The 16,169-nt window shown below is 41.3% G+C and carries 15 protein-coding genes; all 15 read left to right on the top strand.

Features of this window, described 5'->3' with window-relative positions:
* Position 1: 1 nt before the first annotated feature.
* The 15 genes from larC to ABS301_RS13590 all read left to right on the top strand — a co-directional run bounded on the left by larC (position 2) and on the right by ABS301_RS13590 (position 16,155).
* Entirely contained in the window at positions 2-808 is an 807-nt protein-coding gene (larC, locus tag ABS301_RS13660; protein WP_349672731.1) for a nickel pincer cofactor biosynthesis protein LarC, read from the top strand.
* Between the two features lie 68 nt (positions 809-876).
* Complete coding sequence (locus ABS301_RS13655; RefSeq protein ID WP_349672730.1) at positions 877-1,671, top strand: sulfite exporter TauE/SafE family protein; 795 nt, start codon at positions 877-879, stop codon at positions 1,669-1,671.
* 22 nt (positions 1,672-1,693) lie between these two features.
* The gene (locus tag ABS301_RS13650; RefSeq protein ID WP_349672729.1) at positions 1,694-2,803 is read left to right on the top strand and encodes an anaerobic sulfatase maturase; all 1,110 of its coding nucleotides are present in this window, start codon (positions 1,694-1,696) and stop codon (positions 2,801-2,803) included.
* A 116-nt stretch (positions 2,804-2,919) separates the two neighbouring features.
* Entirely contained in the window at positions 2,920-3,456 is a 537-nt protein-coding gene (locus tag ABS301_RS13645) for a flavin reductase family protein (RefSeq protein ID WP_349672728.1), read from the top strand.
* 63 nt (positions 3,457-3,519) lie between these two features.
* Positions 3,520-3,732 carry a hypothetical protein gene (locus ABS301_RS13640; protein WP_349672727.1) on the top strand — a complete coding sequence of 71 codons (213 nt, stop codon included), beginning with the start codon at positions 3,520-3,522 and terminating at the stop codon, positions 3,730-3,732.
* Positions 3,733-3,931: 199 nt separating this feature from the next.
* Positions 3,932-4,939 (top strand): LacI family DNA-binding transcriptional regulator, encoded by a 1,008-nt coding sequence (locus tag ABS301_RS13635; protein ID WP_349672726.1) that lies wholly within the window; start codon positions 3,932-3,934, stop codon positions 4,937-4,939.
* A 270-nt stretch (positions 4,940-5,209) separates the two neighbouring features.
* Positions 5,210-6,523, top strand: a complete 1,314-nt coding sequence (locus tag ABS301_RS13630) for an ABC transporter substrate-binding protein (protein WP_349672725.1) — start codon at positions 5,210-5,212, stop codon at positions 6,521-6,523.
* Positions 6,524-6,613: 90 nt separating this feature from the next.
* Positions 6,614-7,486, top strand: coding sequence for a carbohydrate ABC transporter permease (locus ABS301_RS13625; protein ID WP_349672724.1), 873 nt, complete (start codon positions 6,614-6,616; stop codon positions 7,484-7,486).
* Positions 7,487-7,497: 11 nt separating this feature from the next.
* Positions 7,498-8,337 carry a carbohydrate ABC transporter permease gene (locus ABS301_RS13620; protein WP_349672723.1) on the top strand — a complete coding sequence of 280 codons (840 nt, stop codon included), beginning with the start codon at positions 7,498-7,500 and terminating at the stop codon, positions 8,335-8,337.
* An 18-nt stretch (positions 8,338-8,355) separates the two neighbouring features.
* Positions 8,356-9,891 carry a DUF5605 domain-containing protein gene (locus tag ABS301_RS13615; protein WP_349672722.1) on the top strand — a complete coding sequence of 512 codons (1,536 nt, stop codon included), beginning with the start codon at positions 8,356-8,358 and terminating at the stop codon, positions 9,889-9,891.
* Between the two features lie 117 nt (positions 9,892-10,008).
* Complete coding sequence (locus ABS301_RS13610; RefSeq protein ID WP_349672721.1) at positions 10,009-10,986, top strand: LacI family DNA-binding transcriptional regulator; 978 nt, start codon at positions 10,009-10,011, stop codon at positions 10,984-10,986.
* A 312-nt stretch (positions 10,987-11,298) separates the two neighbouring features.
* Positions 11,299-12,660, top strand: coding sequence for an ABC transporter substrate-binding protein (locus ABS301_RS13605; protein WP_349672720.1), 1,362 nt, complete (start codon positions 11,299-11,301; stop codon positions 12,658-12,660).
* 22 nt (positions 12,661-12,682) lie between these two features.
* Positions 12,683-13,564: a carbohydrate ABC transporter permease gene (locus ABS301_RS13600; protein WP_349672719.1), complete on the top strand. Its 882-nt coding sequence runs from the start codon at positions 12,683-12,685 to the stop codon at positions 13,562-13,564.
* Entirely contained in the window at positions 13,564-14,430 is an 867-nt protein-coding gene (locus ABS301_RS13595) for a carbohydrate ABC transporter permease (protein ID WP_349672718.1), read from the top strand. Before ABS301_RS13600 ends, ABS301_RS13595 begins: the two co-directional genes overlap by 1 nt.
* 78 nt (positions 14,431-14,508) lie before the next feature.
* A complete protein-coding gene (locus tag ABS301_RS13590) occupies positions 14,509-16,155 on the top strand; it encodes a glycoside hydrolase family 32 protein (protein ID WP_349672717.1) in 1,647 nt (548 codons plus the stop codon).
* Positions 16,156-16,169: the final 14 nt, after the last annotated feature.

The following is a 16,169-nucleotide window of genomic DNA, read 5'->3' as shown; positions in this document are numbered from 1 at the left end:
TATGAACAATACATTATATTTGGATTGCAGTTATGGGATCAGCGGAGATATGTTTGTCGCTTCCATGCTGGATTTGGGAGCTGACAGGGCTGTTATGTTAAAAGCATTAGAAAGTCTTCTGGTTCAGGGATTTGAAGTGAAAATAAGCAGAGTGGAAAAGTCCGGACACAATGCCTGTGATTTTAATGTAATCTTAGATGAAAAACATGAAAACCACGATCATGATATGGAGTATCTTCATGGTGCAGAAAAGGGGAATTCTCATGACGAAGCCCATCATTATGACCATGAGTGCAGAGGAATTGTGGAAATAAGAGAAATGATACAAAGGGCAGATATGACCCCGGGTGCAAGAGCACTGGCAGTAAAGATATTTACAATTCTTGCACATGCAGAAGCGAAAGCCCATGAAGTTCCGGTAGAACAAGTCCACTTTCATGAAGTGGGAGCGGTAGATTCCATTGCAGATATCGTTGCAGCGGCAGTCTGCTTTGACAATCTGGGTATCAGCAGAACCATCATTCCGGAGATTTGCGATGGGACTGGAACCATCCGCTGCCGCCACGGTCTGTTGTCTGTTCCAGTGCCTGCAGTGAAAAATATTGACCTGGCACATAAGCTGAATCTTCACACGACTGAAGTGGAAGGGGAACTGGTTACTCCTACTGGAGCCGCAATTGCCGCTGCGATCCGTACGGATGAGCAGCTTCCCGGTCATTACACCACGTGCAGAACCGGTTTGGGTGCTGGAAAGAGAGCTTACAAATGTCCGGGTATTTTAAGCGCTGTTCTGATAAAGGAAGATTAACAGCTGTCTTGGCAGGTTACCCGGTTTAGAGAAAATTCATCATAAAATAAATGGAGTCGGTGAAAATTATGAAGCTGCATGAATATATATTGTTTGGACTGATTGGTTTAAGTGCTTCCACGGCAGGGGCGGTTTGCGGTATTGGAGGCGGGGTGATCATAAAGCCTCTTTTAGATGCATTTGGTTTGCTGAGTGTGGAAGCCATAAGTTTTCTATCCGGCTGCACAGTGCTTGCCATGGCCTGCTTTTCTGTGTTAAAATCAATTTCAGGCGGAGATTCTTCTGTTGACAAAACAACTGGTACCCCTCTGGCAATCGGTGCAGCAGCTGGGGGCGTGGCAGGAAAAGTAATGTTTCATATGGTAGCCAGCAGCTTTCCTGACCGGGATCAGGTTGGTTCTGTACAGGCGGTGTGCCTTTTACTTATTACTATGGGAACATTACTTTATACGATTAAGAAAGACAGAATTAAAACCCACCATATCACGAATAAAGTAGTTTGTATTATTATCGGTTTTGTTTTGGGAATTCTGTCCTCTTTTCTTGGAATTGGGGGAGGCCCCATTAATCTGGTGGTCCTGTTTTATTTCTTTTCTATGGACACGAAAACCGCTGGGCAAAATTCTCTGTACATTATTCTGTTCTCCCAGGCAGCCAGTCTGATTCAATCCATTGCAGCCAGCCAGATACCGGAATTCAGTTTTCTGATCCTTGCGGTTATGGTACTTAGCGGCATTGCAGGAGGGGCGATTGGCAGAAAGGTCTGTAAACGGCTCCGTGAGATTACAGTGAACAAACTTTTTATTGTACTGATGGCGGAAATTATGATGATTTGCTGCTATAATATTTATCAGTTATCTTAAAAGGCAAGGAGGAAACGGTTGTATGCCGCCGGTGAATTTATTGATAAAACCAGCTTCCGGGCTGTGCAATATGGAATGCGATTACTGTTTTTATTGTGATGAGACACAAAAAAGGAAGCAGGCCTCTTACGGTTTGATGTCAAAAGAGACCTTGGCCAATGTGATTCGCAAAGCACTTTCTTATGGAGAGCAGAGTGTTGGAATCGCTTTCCAGGGTGGTGAACCAACACTTTGTGGAATTGATTTTTATGAAGAGGCAGTGGAATTAGTAAAACAGTATAACGTTAATAATTTAAAAATTGAATTTGCCATTCAGACCAATGGATATGCGATTACCGAGGAATGGTGTGAATTCTTTAAAAAAAATCACTTTCTGGTGGGTTTATCCGTCGATGGAACGGAAGGCACACATGATAAGTACAGGCATGACCAAAAGGGAGAAGGAACATACCAGAAGGTTCTCCATGCAGCCAGGCTGATGAAGAAAAGCGGTGTGGATTTCAATATACTTACAGTAGTCAATAAAGATACGGCAGAAAATATTGTCTCCATTTATAAGGAATACAAGAGGAATGGCTGGGAATATTTACAGTTTATTGCCTGCCTGGACCCTCTTGGGGAGATTCGTGGACAAAGAACATACTCCCTTACCCCAAAGGCGTATGGTGAGTTCTTGGTTAAGCTTTTTCACCTATGGTATAAGGACTGGAAACGGGGAAAACAGCCCTATATCAGGCAGTTTGAAAACTATATCGGAATCCTCTTAAAATATGAACCGGAATCCTGTGAACAACGAGGGGTATGCGGGATTCAGAATGTGGTAGAGGCAGACGGCGGAGTCTATCCCTGTGATTTTTATGTGCTGGATGAGTTTAAGCTGGGAAATCTAAACCAGGATACAATGGTAAAAATCCAGGAACGAAGATCAGAGATTGGCTTTATTGAGCGGTCCCAGAATCATTCCGAAGACTGCAGACAGTGCCGCTGGTTTTCGCTCTGCCGCGGCGGCTGCTATCGCTGCAGAGATGGAGTGGAGGACAATTATTTCTGCGAAAGCTACCGGATGCTATTTGAAAACTGCTTTGCGCAGATGGAGGAAATAAGCCGTTTTCTGTTTACAACCAGGTATTAAGTGACAGGTTCCACCCAGGATGTTGCGTGTGCAACATCCTGGGTGGATTTTTTTTGCTATGATGGAAAAGTAAGAGCTGACTTACTAAAATGATATAAATTGATATGGAGGCAGACATGAACAAGGTATATGTAAATTATGAAAAGCTGTATTATGGATTTCCTGTTGTACTTGTAAGCTATTACGATACAGATGGGACTCCCAATGTGACAACTGTGTCTTCATCCTACACCTTAAAGGATATGATGGCGCTGGGTTTTTCTTCAAAAGGATATGGCATAAAGCGGATTAAAGAAGTATCGGATTTTGTGGTAAATATTGCAGACAGCAGCATGGAAGAGGCAGTAAATTTTTGCGGCAGCAAAACAGGAGCAGAGTGCAAAAAATTTGACAGCATCGGTCTTACACCGGTTGCATCTGAGGTGATTCATGCTCCAGTAATAAAAGAATGCCCAATTTCCATTGAATGCAGCCTGACGGAAGTAATTGAAAGCGAAAATCATATAGGAATTACAAATATTCTGGCTAAAATAAAGGGCCGTCTTGTAGCGGAAGAATACTTAAACAGGGAAGGAAGACTGAACGTATCCGCTTTTGATGATATTTTATACATCGGAGACGGAGCCAGCCGCGGATTCCGTAATATGAAATAAAAATTTTTTTCTGTATATTTTCCTGATGACTACAGAAACTAATGTCACACAGGAGGTAAGAAAATGGCAAAAGCAGGAATGAGAAGACCAAGTCCCTATGATCCCAAAAATCATGGAACGGAAAATCACGAAAAAATGCATCACCCAAAGAATGAACAGGCCATGGTTCCTGAGATTCAGGGAGCTGCAAAAAACAGCAGTGAAAAAGCAGGTCCCGTCAATGCTCCAAGCTGGGCGAGAGATGATTACAAAACTGGAAATAAAAACGAGGACTGATGTGGAATACATTACTGATCTGTTATAGTTATAAAAACACAGCCGCCATATGACGGCTGTGTTTTTATATACATAAGGTGTATTTAGCTTCTGGACTTGAAAAATATTAAACAAATATATTGACTGAAATGTTGAAAACGTTTAAACTTGATAAGTAGATTTATGCTATGACTATATCTACCAGGAGGAGACCATAAGAATGAAAGTAAAAGCAGCGGATATTGCCAGAGAACTTCAGATATCTAAAGCAACTGTTTCACTGGCCTTAAATGGAAAGCCTGGTGTCAGTGAGCAGACGAGACAGGAAATTCTTGCTTATAAAACGCATCTGGAAAATAAAATGGCGGAAACAGCCTCTGCGATAGGAAAGGAAAAGCAGGTCATAAAAGTTATATTTATGCACCGGGATTTAAAGGTAGCTTATAATTCTTTGTGGACAGAGGTCCTGGCAGTCTTTGACCGGGAAATTAAGAAAATGGATTATTCTCTGGGAGTTACCTATGTTAATGTTTTGACTGATTCTGTGGAAGCTGTGGTCAATGATTGTAATATGAGCAGCGTTGCAGGAGTCATTTTGTGTGCAACGGAAATGCAGAAACAGGATTATGAACTGCTGAAAAACATTCAAAAACCCATGATAATAACTGACAATGACTTTGAAGATAATTTTCATCACCGGGTATGCATTGATAATATTTCTGCAGTCAGGCTGGCTGTTGAATATCTGCTGAAAAGAAAATGCAGGAAAATAGTATATCTGGCGAATGAAACTGAAATTTTTAACTTTTTACAGAGAAGAGAAGGCTTTCTGTCAGCACTGGCTGCTCATAATCTGACATATAATCCGGACATGATGGTTCCCCTCGGAAATACGATTGAAGATGTTTGCGAGAGAATGAAACGGTATCTGCAAAAAAATCCACTGCCGGATGCGTTCGTTATGGAAAATTATCAGGTGTCCATCGGAGTTATAAAAGCGATGAATTCGCTGGGAATCTCCATACCGGAGGATATTTCTCTGATCGGAGTGGATGAGGTACCTGACTATGCCACATATGACAGTAAGCTGACTGTTATAAAGATTGATCATATAAACAGAGCTCATATGGCAACGTTTCTACTGCAAAAGGAGATAACAGAGAATATTCCTGTGAAATTTAAATTAATGTCTGACTGCAGGCTTATAGAGGGAAACAGCGTAAAATAATTAAATAACATATTAAGATAGCGCCAGGTGTAAATAAAAGCACCTGGCGTTTATAATTTTTAAATAGAAGTTTAAAAGAAAAACTATATAATGTTGTGTTTCATATATGATATGTGCCAAAACAAATCTAATAAAGTCTCTTATAATATACAAATAATACAAAAAGTTATTGAAAAATGGTTTTGGATATGTTAAAGTAAGTTTAGAATTAATTTAAAGAATTAATTTAGAAGTTTAAAAAACCACGCATTCAATGAAGAGGAGGTATTTATGAAAGGGAAAAGGGGTATTGCATTCCTGCTGGTGGCGGCAACCGTGATTTCCGGGGTAATTGGCGGATGCACAGGCAAAAAAGGATTGCAGGAATCGGAGTCAGAAACAGAACAAACAAAAAGCCAGTCAGGAGGTTCGAAGGAAGGAGTAACAGAGGTTTCATTCTGGACACTGAATACAAGGCAGAATGCGGTCGAGTCAATTGCAGAGGCCTTTAATGCTGCCAATAAGGATATTAAAGTAACTGTTTCCTACTATGATACAGATGGAATCAAGGATGCATGTAAGGTGGCGGCTTCTTCCGGAACGCTACCTAATATGTGGTTTAACTGGGGCGGAAGTCTGGGGGGATTTTACGCGGAAAACGGTCTTTCCTATGATTTGACAGAGTATGCAAAAAACAATGGCTGGGCAGATCGTTTTAGTTCCGGTGTATTAAATCTTTGCCAGTTAAGCGGACAATTGTCAGGCTATCCCACAAGCTATAATGTATTGGATGTTTATTATCGAAAAGATATTTTTGAAAAATATGGTATTAAGGTACCGGCAACCTTTGAAGAATTTGAGACGGCCTGTGCAAAATTAAAAGAAAATGGTATTACGCCCATATCTACAGCGGGCCTTAACGGCTGGCATGTAATGAGATTCGTGGAGTTATTAATTGAGCATTACGCAGGGAGTGAACTTCATGATTCATTGAATACATTCAGCACCAGTTATAATTGTGAGGCTGTCATTTCAGCTTTAACAAAGTACAAAGAGTTCTGTGAGAAAGGTTATTTCCCAGAAGGCTTTGTTACAACAGACCCCAATGACACAAAGATGGCTTTGTTTTCAGGGAGTGCGGCTATGGATATACAGGGGCAGTGGTACGATGGAGTGATTGTTCAGGATGAACAGGACATGAATTTGTACGGAACATTTGCATTTCCATCCGGCGGTTCTGACAGGTTATCTGCATTTGCTGAGATGACTCAGTTTAATGCAAAAAATACAGATACTCAGTTAGACGCATGTATGAAATTTATGGATTATTACTATAATGAGGAAAATGTAAAAAAATATGCTGAGTACTATAATCTGCCCCTTCCCAACAAGGAAGCAAAGATGCCGGAGGGTCAGCCGAATGTTGCGGATATGCTGGCAGCAGCAGAAGCCAATGGAACCTTCACTATTACAGATCAGGCATTTCCAACAGAAGTAGCGGATGCTTTATTTAATGTTCAGGATGCGATTGCCAATGGTCAGATGGAACCTGCAGACGGAGCCTCCAAAATTCAGGAGGCAATAGAGGCTTATCGGGCGAAATAATAAGTTCATAAGATGAAAACGGGCAGTTTTAAGACAAGCTGTCCGTTTTCAGTAAAACGTTGTACGCACGGGATTCGAGGAGAGATTATTATGGGAGATAGTAAAAAAAGGGATTGGAGCGCATATTTATTTATTCTGCCTGCTGGTATTATTTATTTATCGGTTATTGTTGTTCCGGTTTTTTATTCCTTCTTTATCAGTTTGTTTAAGTGGAACGGAATAGGAAAAAAAGAGTTTATTGGATTTTTCAATTACATACATTTATTTCAGTCAGATCCAATCTTTTTGATTTCAATTAAAAATAATCTTATTTGGATTATACTGACGATTTTAATTACTATGACAGTTTCATTGGAATTTGCAGTCATTTTAAATAAACAGTTCCGGGGACGTACTTTTTTTCGTGGATTCTTCTATTTCCCTTGTGTAATTGCTCCAATTGCGGTATCTATTATATGGAGATGGATATACAATCCGAATTTTGGCTTCATTAATCAACTTATGAAGGTTTTAGAAATAGATTTTTCCCAAAGCTGGATTTCCGATCCGAAAGTCAGTCTTTATGCCATATTTGTTGCTGCTTTGTGGCAGGCTGTTGGTCAGCCCATGATTCTTTTTTTAGCAGGGCTGCAGGCAATCTCATCAGATGTATTGGAAGCCTCAAGAATTGACGGAGCCTCCGGTATGAAGCAATTTTTCGATATTACGGTGCCGCTGTTAAAAGAGAGCTTTGTAATCGTAATCGCAACGTTAATTGTCTCAGCTTTAAAAGTGTTCGATGTGATTCAGGGCCTGACAGGCGGTGGGCCAAACAATGCTACCCAGATGCTTTCAACCTATATGTATTCCCAGACTTTTCAGTATAATAATGTAGGGGTTGGGACAACCATCGCATGCGTAATGGTATTTATAATGATGATAGTAATAATACCGTATGTGGTGTTTACAGCAAAAGAAGACTAGGGGGAATTAATATGGAGGGAAAGTCACGAAAAGTGGGAAAGAAAATCTGGCTCTATGGAATTCTTACAATTTTAGCATTCATCTGGATTGTACCAATGTTAACCTTATTTCTAACCGCAATGAAAGCCAAAAAAGATTTTTACAGCGGATTAAGCCTGTTTCGCCTTCCGGCTGAGATCGCATGGAATAATTTTACAAATGCATTAATTAAAGGGCGCCTGCTTGTTTATATGAAAAATGATTTCATCGTCTCAGGGTTAAAGGTGCCTCTCGGCATTTTTGTAGAAGCTATGGCGGCATTTGCAATAACGAGGCTGAACATCAGGCATAAAACCGGAATTTTTATATTTTTTTTAATCGGTATGATGCTGCCGATGCAGACGGCGTTAGTTCCGATTAATGTAATTTACAGCAAACTTAAACTACTGAATACTTATTTTGGACTGTTTTATGTGTACATAGGATTTGGTATTTCTTATGGAATTCTGATCTTAAGGGGGTTTTTTAAAGGGATTCCAAAGGATATTGACGAGGCAGCCTTTCTTGACGGGTGCAATAAATGGCAGCTGTTTATAAAGGTGATTCTGCCTATTTCCAAACCGGCAGTCGCAACTCTTGTTATCACAGATTTCCTGGCAACCTGGAACGAATATTTACTTGCCAGTGTTATTATAAATGATAATGCAAAAAAAACTGTTCCAGTGGGAATTATGACGTTTGTTGGAGAGCATGGAACAGATTATGGTTATCTGTGTGCTGGTGTCCTGGTTTCGGTGATTCCGGTATTGGTGGTATATCTGGTTTTTCAGCGCCATTTTGTAGAAGGAATGGCGGGAGCGGTAAAATCATAAAAAATATAGGAGATTGATATGACAGAATTTATTCAGAAACTTGAAAAATGGGATACCTGGGAAATTACCTGCCCCGGTCACACTGATAAGAATCCGTTTATGGATTATAAGATCCAGGGAACCTTTACCGGCGATCATGAATGCAAAACAGTGGATGGTTTTTACAATGGAGAGGGAGATTATGTGGTCCGCTTCATGCCTTCCTTTGAAGGAATTTATAAATTTTTGATTAGCGGAAGTTTTTCTGAAAAAACATGGGAAGGAACCTTTTTGGTACTTCCTGCTTCAGGCAGTAATCATGGACCTGTTCATGTAGCAAATACCTATCATTTTGCCTATGAAGACGGAGCTCCCTATTATTCCATAGGAACGACCTGTTATGTTTGGGAACTGCAATCGGAAGAATTACAAAAACAGACTCTTGAAACGCTTAAGAATAGTGCGTTTAACAAAATTCGTTTCTGTATTTTACCAAAACATTATGATTATAACTTAAATGAACCGATCTCTTATCCGTACATAGGAACTCCCTGCGACAGTACAAAATTAACCAGTGATAATTTTATGCAGTTTAATGGAAGGGCAGAAGGAAACCAGTGGGATTATTCTCGTTTTAATCCGGATCATTTCCGGCATATTGAACAATGTATCAGACAGCTGAGAGAGTTGTCCATTGAAGCGGATTTAATCGTTATGCATCCTTACGATCGGTGGGGATTCAGTCTTATGGACAGAGAGCAGGACGAACAATACTGGAATTACGTAATTGCCAGATTTTCTGCATACAGGAATGTCTGGTGGTCACTTGCCAATGAATATGATCTTATGCCTCAAAAGTCTGTTGAGGACTGGGAATATTATGCAGGGATCATTTGCAGGAAAGACAAATACAATCATTTGAGATCCATTCATAACTGCAGGCCTTTTTATGATTATACCAGACCATGGATTACCCACTGCAGCATACAGAGGCAGGATGTTTATAAGACGGCGGAGTATGTAGATGAATGGAGAGAGAGGTATCAAAAGCCGGTAGTGCTGGATGAGATAGCCTATGAAGGAAACATCCAACATGGCTGGGGAAATATAAGTGGTAAGGAACTGGTTCGAAGATTCTGGGAAGCCAGCTTAAGAGGGGGATACGCCGGACATGGAGAAACTTATACAAATCCAAAAGACATCCTGTGGTGGTCCCACGGCGGTGTCTTACACGGAGAAAGCCCTGACAGGCTGAAGTTTCTCCGCCAGATCTTATCAGAAACGCCGGGGTATGGGCTGACGCCGTTAAAACAGGCCTGGGACGAGGTGTGTGCAACTGTGGAAAGTGTCAGCTCCATGGTACTTAAAGTTAAAAGTTATTATCTGTATTACTATGGTTTTAACAGACCTTCCTTCCGGGAATTTTATTTTGATGACACAACGGAATTTGATGTAGAAGTCATTGATACATGGGATATGGAAATTGAGAACAGGGGCATATTTAAGGGGAAATTTAAAGTAGATCTGCCAGGGAAGGAATATATGGCGATACGCATCAGAAAACATCAGGCGTAGAGACAACAGAGGCAGAATTGAGTTTTCCGGGATTGTACTAGACCATAGCCGGGCAATATGGTATACTGAATCCAAAATTTATTTTCAGAATAAAAGACGGCGGAAGGAGATTGACCAATGGCAACCCTTAAAGATGTGGCAGAACGGGCAGAAGTTACGGTCACCACTGTCTCAAGAGTCATTAATAACCGGGGCTATATCAGTGAACAGACGAGAAAAAAAGTTTACGATGTTATGAAGGAACTTAATTATCAGCCCAATGAACTGGCACGGTCTCTTTCCATGCAAAGAACCAATACCATCGGAATTATTGTTCCTCACATAGTCCACCCGTATTTTGCCAAGCTCATCAGCAACTTAGAAAACGCAGCTGCCAACAAAGGCTACAAAATATTGCTGTGCAATTCCAAAGCAAAGAATGAAAAGGAACTGGAATACATCCAGATGTGTAAGAGCAACCGGGTTTCCGGGATTGTACTGTGTAGCCGAAACGTGGATATTGAAGAGATGAAGAATTTAGACATTCCAGTCATTACCATAGAGCGTAACTTAGAAGCAGGAACTGTGGGTATTCAGTGTGACAACTATCAGGGTGGCTGTCTGGCGACAGAACATTTAATATCCTTAGGATGTAAAAATCTGCTTCATTTAAGCGGTATTAAAAATGAAAACATGCCGGCGGATGCCAGATCGGAAGGATTTATTGCTGTTTGTGAGAAACACGGAGTGCGTCACCGGGAAGTGATGGCCACCAGCACCATTTACAATACTCTGGATTATCATGAGCACATCAGGAAAGCCATTGAGGAAGATCCTGGCGTAGACGGTATCTTTGCCAGCAGTGATCTGATTGCTGCCCAGACCATTCAGATCTGCGCTGAGATGAATATTTCCATACCCGGACAGATCCGGCTGGTTGGTTTTGACGATGTGGATATTGCCAGACTGACAACTCCCACGATTACCACCATCAGACAGCCGGTCAGAGAGATGGCGGAATGGGCCATCGAATTTATACAGAGAAGTCTGGATCATGAAGCAGTTCCGGAACAGTTTAAGCTGCCGGTTACTCTTGTAAAAAGAAATTCCACTTAAATAAAAATGACACTGGAACGTTAAAGCCAGTGTCATTTTTTATTGTCGAATGCAGAATAAAATATTATAAGCGATTGATCTGTGAAAAAGGCGTTATAAATTGAATAATAAAATATATAGTATAGATAATACAATGAATATTTGGGTAATATGCACAAAAAATAAGATAAAAAATTTGTAGATAAGACGAAAATATGTCAAGCGGTTGACATGAGACACAGAGAGGAATATACTCAGGTTACAGCATACGTAAATAAGCTTCCATCAGGAAGCATTTATTGCGGAAAATCAAAATATCAGGGAGGTATTGGAATGAAACGAAATCAGGTTCTTTCATTGGGATTGGCAGCTGTTATGATGCTTACTGCAGCAGGATGTAACAGCGGAAGCAAGACGCTTGAGGGGGACGCAGGCACAACGGCAGCAGGAAGTACAGAAGGGAACAAAGCAGAATCATCTCAGAGTGCAGGAGCTGCGGCAAATGGAGTCACTATCACCATTTTAAACACGAAAGCAGGCATGGAGAAATTTTTTGAACCGGCGTTTGAGGATTATAAGAAAAAGACCGGTGTTACTGTGGAGATGACTTCTATTTCAGAGGGAGATTCTCCCTATGAGGCAATTCAGAAAAGATATGCAGCAGGAGATGCTCCTACACTTGCCATTATGGACTGCAATGATATTGTTGCTCTTGCAGAACAAAAGGCTCTCCCGTTAGATGGGGAAAAATGGGTGGCCGACGGCGGAGATAAATATGGTGTAAAGGTAGGCGGAAAGCTGTATGGATTCCCATTCAGTCTGGAAGGCAGAGGACTTTTATTTAACAGAACCGCCATCGAAAAGACGCTGGGAAAGGATTTTGATGAGAAATCCATAAAAAATCTTGATGATTTTAAAGCAATCTGCGATGAACTGGTTGCTGCGGGAATGGAAAAACCGGTTTGTATCTCCAAAGAGGACTGGTCACTGGGAGCTCATTATCTGGGACTTATGTATGAAGAGCAGGATGGAACTTCCAAAGGAGCAGAAGATCTCATCGGTTCGTTAAAGGACGGATCTGCAAAACTGGCTGACAACGCAAGATTCAACAGCCTGCTTGATACCTTTGATGTGCTTATGAAATATAACATCAATGGAAAAGATCCTCTTGCGGCAGATTACGATACGGATAATGCCTATTTTGCAGAAGGCGACGTTGCATTCTGGTTTAACGGTAACTGGGTATGGGAAGTTGTATCCGGATTTGCGGATTCCAGCTCTGAATTTGGCATGCTTCCGGTTGTTCAGAATACAAAGGATGATAAATTCAATACTCTGGTCAATGCGGTTGGTTCCAAACAGATCATGATTGATAAAAGCGCTTCTCCGGAACAGATTCAGGCTGCAAAAGACTTTTTAAACTGGCTGGTCTATGATAAGACAGCTCAGGATATTGTGGCAAACCAGATTCTTGCAGTACCATGCTTTAGTACCTTCAACGCTTCTCCTGAAAATAAGCTGGGGCAGGCATTAAAGGCTTACGCAGATGCTGGGCTGACGTTTGACCAGTATAACGGACTGCCTGGAGATCACTGGTCTGTATGCGGTGGTTTTGTGCAGAAATATCTGGGAGGAAAAACAGACCGTGCCGGTCTTGCAGCTGACTTAGAAGGCTATTGGAAATCCAAGAAATAGGGGATAGGGAAGGAACGCTTTTATGGAAAAAAATGCGATGTCCAATAAAATAAAAACATATATGATGTTTGCTGGTCCGGCAATGTTTTTCTTCTTTGCAGTAGTCATCATTCCATTTATCTATGGTGTGTATTTAACCTTTACCAACTGGGATGGGATTTCAGAGAAAAAGCATCTGATCGGAATCACCAACTACATAGCAGTATTTCAGGATGGGGGATTTTGGAATGCACTGTTACTGACCCTGTCTTACGTGGCAATCAGTACGATCCTGGTACAGGTGATTGCATTTGCACTGGCATATTTACTGACTGGCGGGCTGAAAGGTCAGAACTTTTTCCGGGCAGGATTTTTTACACCAAACTTAATCGGCGGGATTGTTTTAGGATTTATCTGGAAGTTTGTGTTTTCCAAAGCATTTACTGCTTTTGGAGCGATGATTTCAGCGCCGCTGTTTGAAAGTTCCTGGTTATCGGATCCCATAAAAGCGTTCTTTGCTTTAATTCTGGTTACCGTATGGCAGTATTCTGGATATATGATGCTGATCTACGTTGCAGGCTTTGTCGGAGTGCCAAAGGATTTAATAGAAGCGGCCAGTATTGACGGATGTACCAATACACAGAGGACCAGACACATCGTGATACCCATGATGGCTCAGTCGTTTTCCATCTGTACATTTTTAACACTGACCAGATGCTTTATGGTATATGATTTAAACGTCTCCTTAACAGGAGGAGAACCATATGGAAGTACGATTATGGCTGCTCTCCTTGTGTATCAGAAGGCGTTTAAATCCAAACAGTACGGGTTAGGTCAGGCAGAGGCGCTGGTGCTTTTCGCAGTGGTAGCAGTTGTGGCTGTCACCCAGTATTACTTAAGCAGGAAGAAGGAGGTGGAAGCGTAATGGCGAAAGGGAGAACTGTGGTAGGAGGAAGAAAAGCAGTTTTTATGAACCTTATGAAGCTGGTTTTATTAACGGCGGTGCTGGTTTTATACATGATTCCATTTTTCTTAATTCTGATCAATTCGTTTAAAAGAAAGATTACGATTATAAAGAATCCACTTATGCTGGTAGATCCCAAAGGTTTTTCCTTTGATAACTATAGTTCGGCGTTTCGGGAGATGAACTATGTAAGGGCGTTTGGAAACTCCTTGCTAATTACCTTTGTCAGTGTGGCTTTCATTGTCCTGTTTGCTTCCATGGCAGCCTACTTCTTTGCAAGAACCAAAACCTTTGCAGCGAAATTCAGTTTTTCACTGATTGTGGCAGCTATGGTAATTCCCTTTCAGACGATTATGATTCCCCTCATATCCATTTATGGGAATATGTTTGGAATGCTGAATATGAGGTCGACTTTAATATTTATGAATATCGGATTTGGTATGGGCCTGGCGATATTTATCTATTATGGGTTTATCCGCTCCGGGGTTCCCATTTCCCTGGAGGAAGCGGCTATTATTGATGGCTGCACCCCTTACCAGCTGTTTTTTAAGATTGTTTTTCCACTTTTAAAGCCCACTACTGCAACATTGATTGTCCTTGATGTCTTATGGCTGTGGAATGATTATCTTCTTCCCAGCCTGATTCTTGGAAAAAAGAAATTATATACGCTGCCCTTATCAACTTATACTTTTTATGGTACGTATTCCAGCGATCTGGGGAAAATCATGGCAGGTCTGGTGCTGACCATTCTGCCAGTCATTGTGATCTATCTGATTTTGCAGAAGCAGATTATCAGCGGTGTTGTAGCGGGAGCGGTAAAGGCATAGGAGACAGCCCTGTGATTCCATATTTGGTGACGCAGGGCTTTTTTAACAGAGAAAATGACAAAAAGAGAGGGCAGCAGGTTGGAAAATACAATTCGTATGACTGGGAAATATTTGTGGATTCCCATCACACCGGGAGTGGAAGATTCCATTGTATCTTTTTATACAAATGGCGTAAAGATTCAGGAGATGTGTATTGAAACCGGAGAAGATAAACCGCATTTTTATGCATGGTTTGATGCATCGGCGTATCTGGGCGCTATCATGACAATACAAGGGAATTACAAAGAAAAATGGTTTGAGAACATTCTGGTGAGAGATGAAAAACCAGTAAATCCAGGACCCAAAAGACCTCTGATTCATTATGCGCCTGAATTTGGGTGGCTCAATGATCCCAATGGTCTGATTTATGACAATGGAGTGTTTCACATTTACCATCAGCATAATCCTTATGGAGTCAGATGGGAGAACATGCACTGGGCACATACCAGTACTGGTGATTTTCTGTCTTATACACAGACGGAGGATGTTCTGTATCCGGATGAAGAGGGACCGGCGTTTTCCGGGACAGCTATTTTGGATCAGAACAATTGTCTGGGACTGGGGGCGGATGCAATTGCATATTATTATACTTCAGCGGGTGGACGCAGCCACTGGTCTAAGGAACATAGGTTCACTCAGAAAGTAGCAGTCAGCACGGATCATGGAAAAACTCTTAAAAAGCTGGAAGAATCTGTTGTGCCTCATATCAATGAGGAAAACAGAGATCCAAAGGTGTTCTATCACGAAGAAAGCGGCTCTTATATTATGGTGCTTTATATCTCTGATGATACCTTCTATTTCTTTCGATCCAAAGATTTGATCCATTGGGAGAAGATGCAGGAAATTATCATACCGGGTATGTGGGAATGTCCGGACTTTTTTTCGATCACCTGTGAAGAGGATGGGGTGAAGAAGTGGGCTTTGTGGTCTGCAGACGGATATTACTGCCTGGGAGATTTTGATGGGAAGTATTTTCAGGCAGAAAAGAATAAAGAGGGAGACGCCATTGCCAGATATCAGCTTTATAACATAATTACAGATGGGGAGAACAAGGTTGACCGAAACTTTGTCAGGCCATATGCTGCACAGATTTTTAAAGGGACAGGTGAGCGCATTTTACAGCTTAGCTGGATAACCAGCGTGAAGAAAGACAGGAATTACGCCGGTATTTTATCCTTGCCTGGAGAGCTGGAGCTTAGTAAAACGACTGAGGGGTACCGGATCTGTATCAATCCTGCAAAGGAACTGGCAAATCTGAGAAGTGAGTCATTCAGTGAAGTTCTGGATAAGAAGGAAGAGGCTTTTGCACCGTGTTTTGCCAGACTTTATTCTGGTGAGGGTCAGGCGCTTGAGATAGAACTGACATTTAGTGATGCCAGACAGATAAAGGGGAAAGGTGAATCGTATATAAAGCTGACTGTATTTGAAACCCTGTTTTCGATTGATCTTTTCAGCCGTGAAATAAAAGTGGGACCACACAGAATACCATTAAAAGAAGAAAAAGAACATCATTTAAGAATTTATGCAGATTTGGATGTGTTTGAATTGTTTGCCTGCAAAGGATTGACATATGCTGTGACGGATAATGAAAGTGACAGCGTTTCAGGATCTGTGGAGATAGAGTATTCCGGGATCATGGGAAACATAAAAATTCATGCTTTAAGGGGAATCAGGATAAGTGAATAGATAGGAGTTGGATG

Origin of the sequence: Lacrimispora sp. (assembly GCF_031982545.1) — a bacterium.
GTDB lineage: Bacteria > Bacillota > Clostridia > Lachnospirales > Lachnospiraceae > Lacrimispora.
Note: the sequence above shows the minus strand (reverse complement) of the source record. Positions and strands in the feature narration are given on the sequence as shown.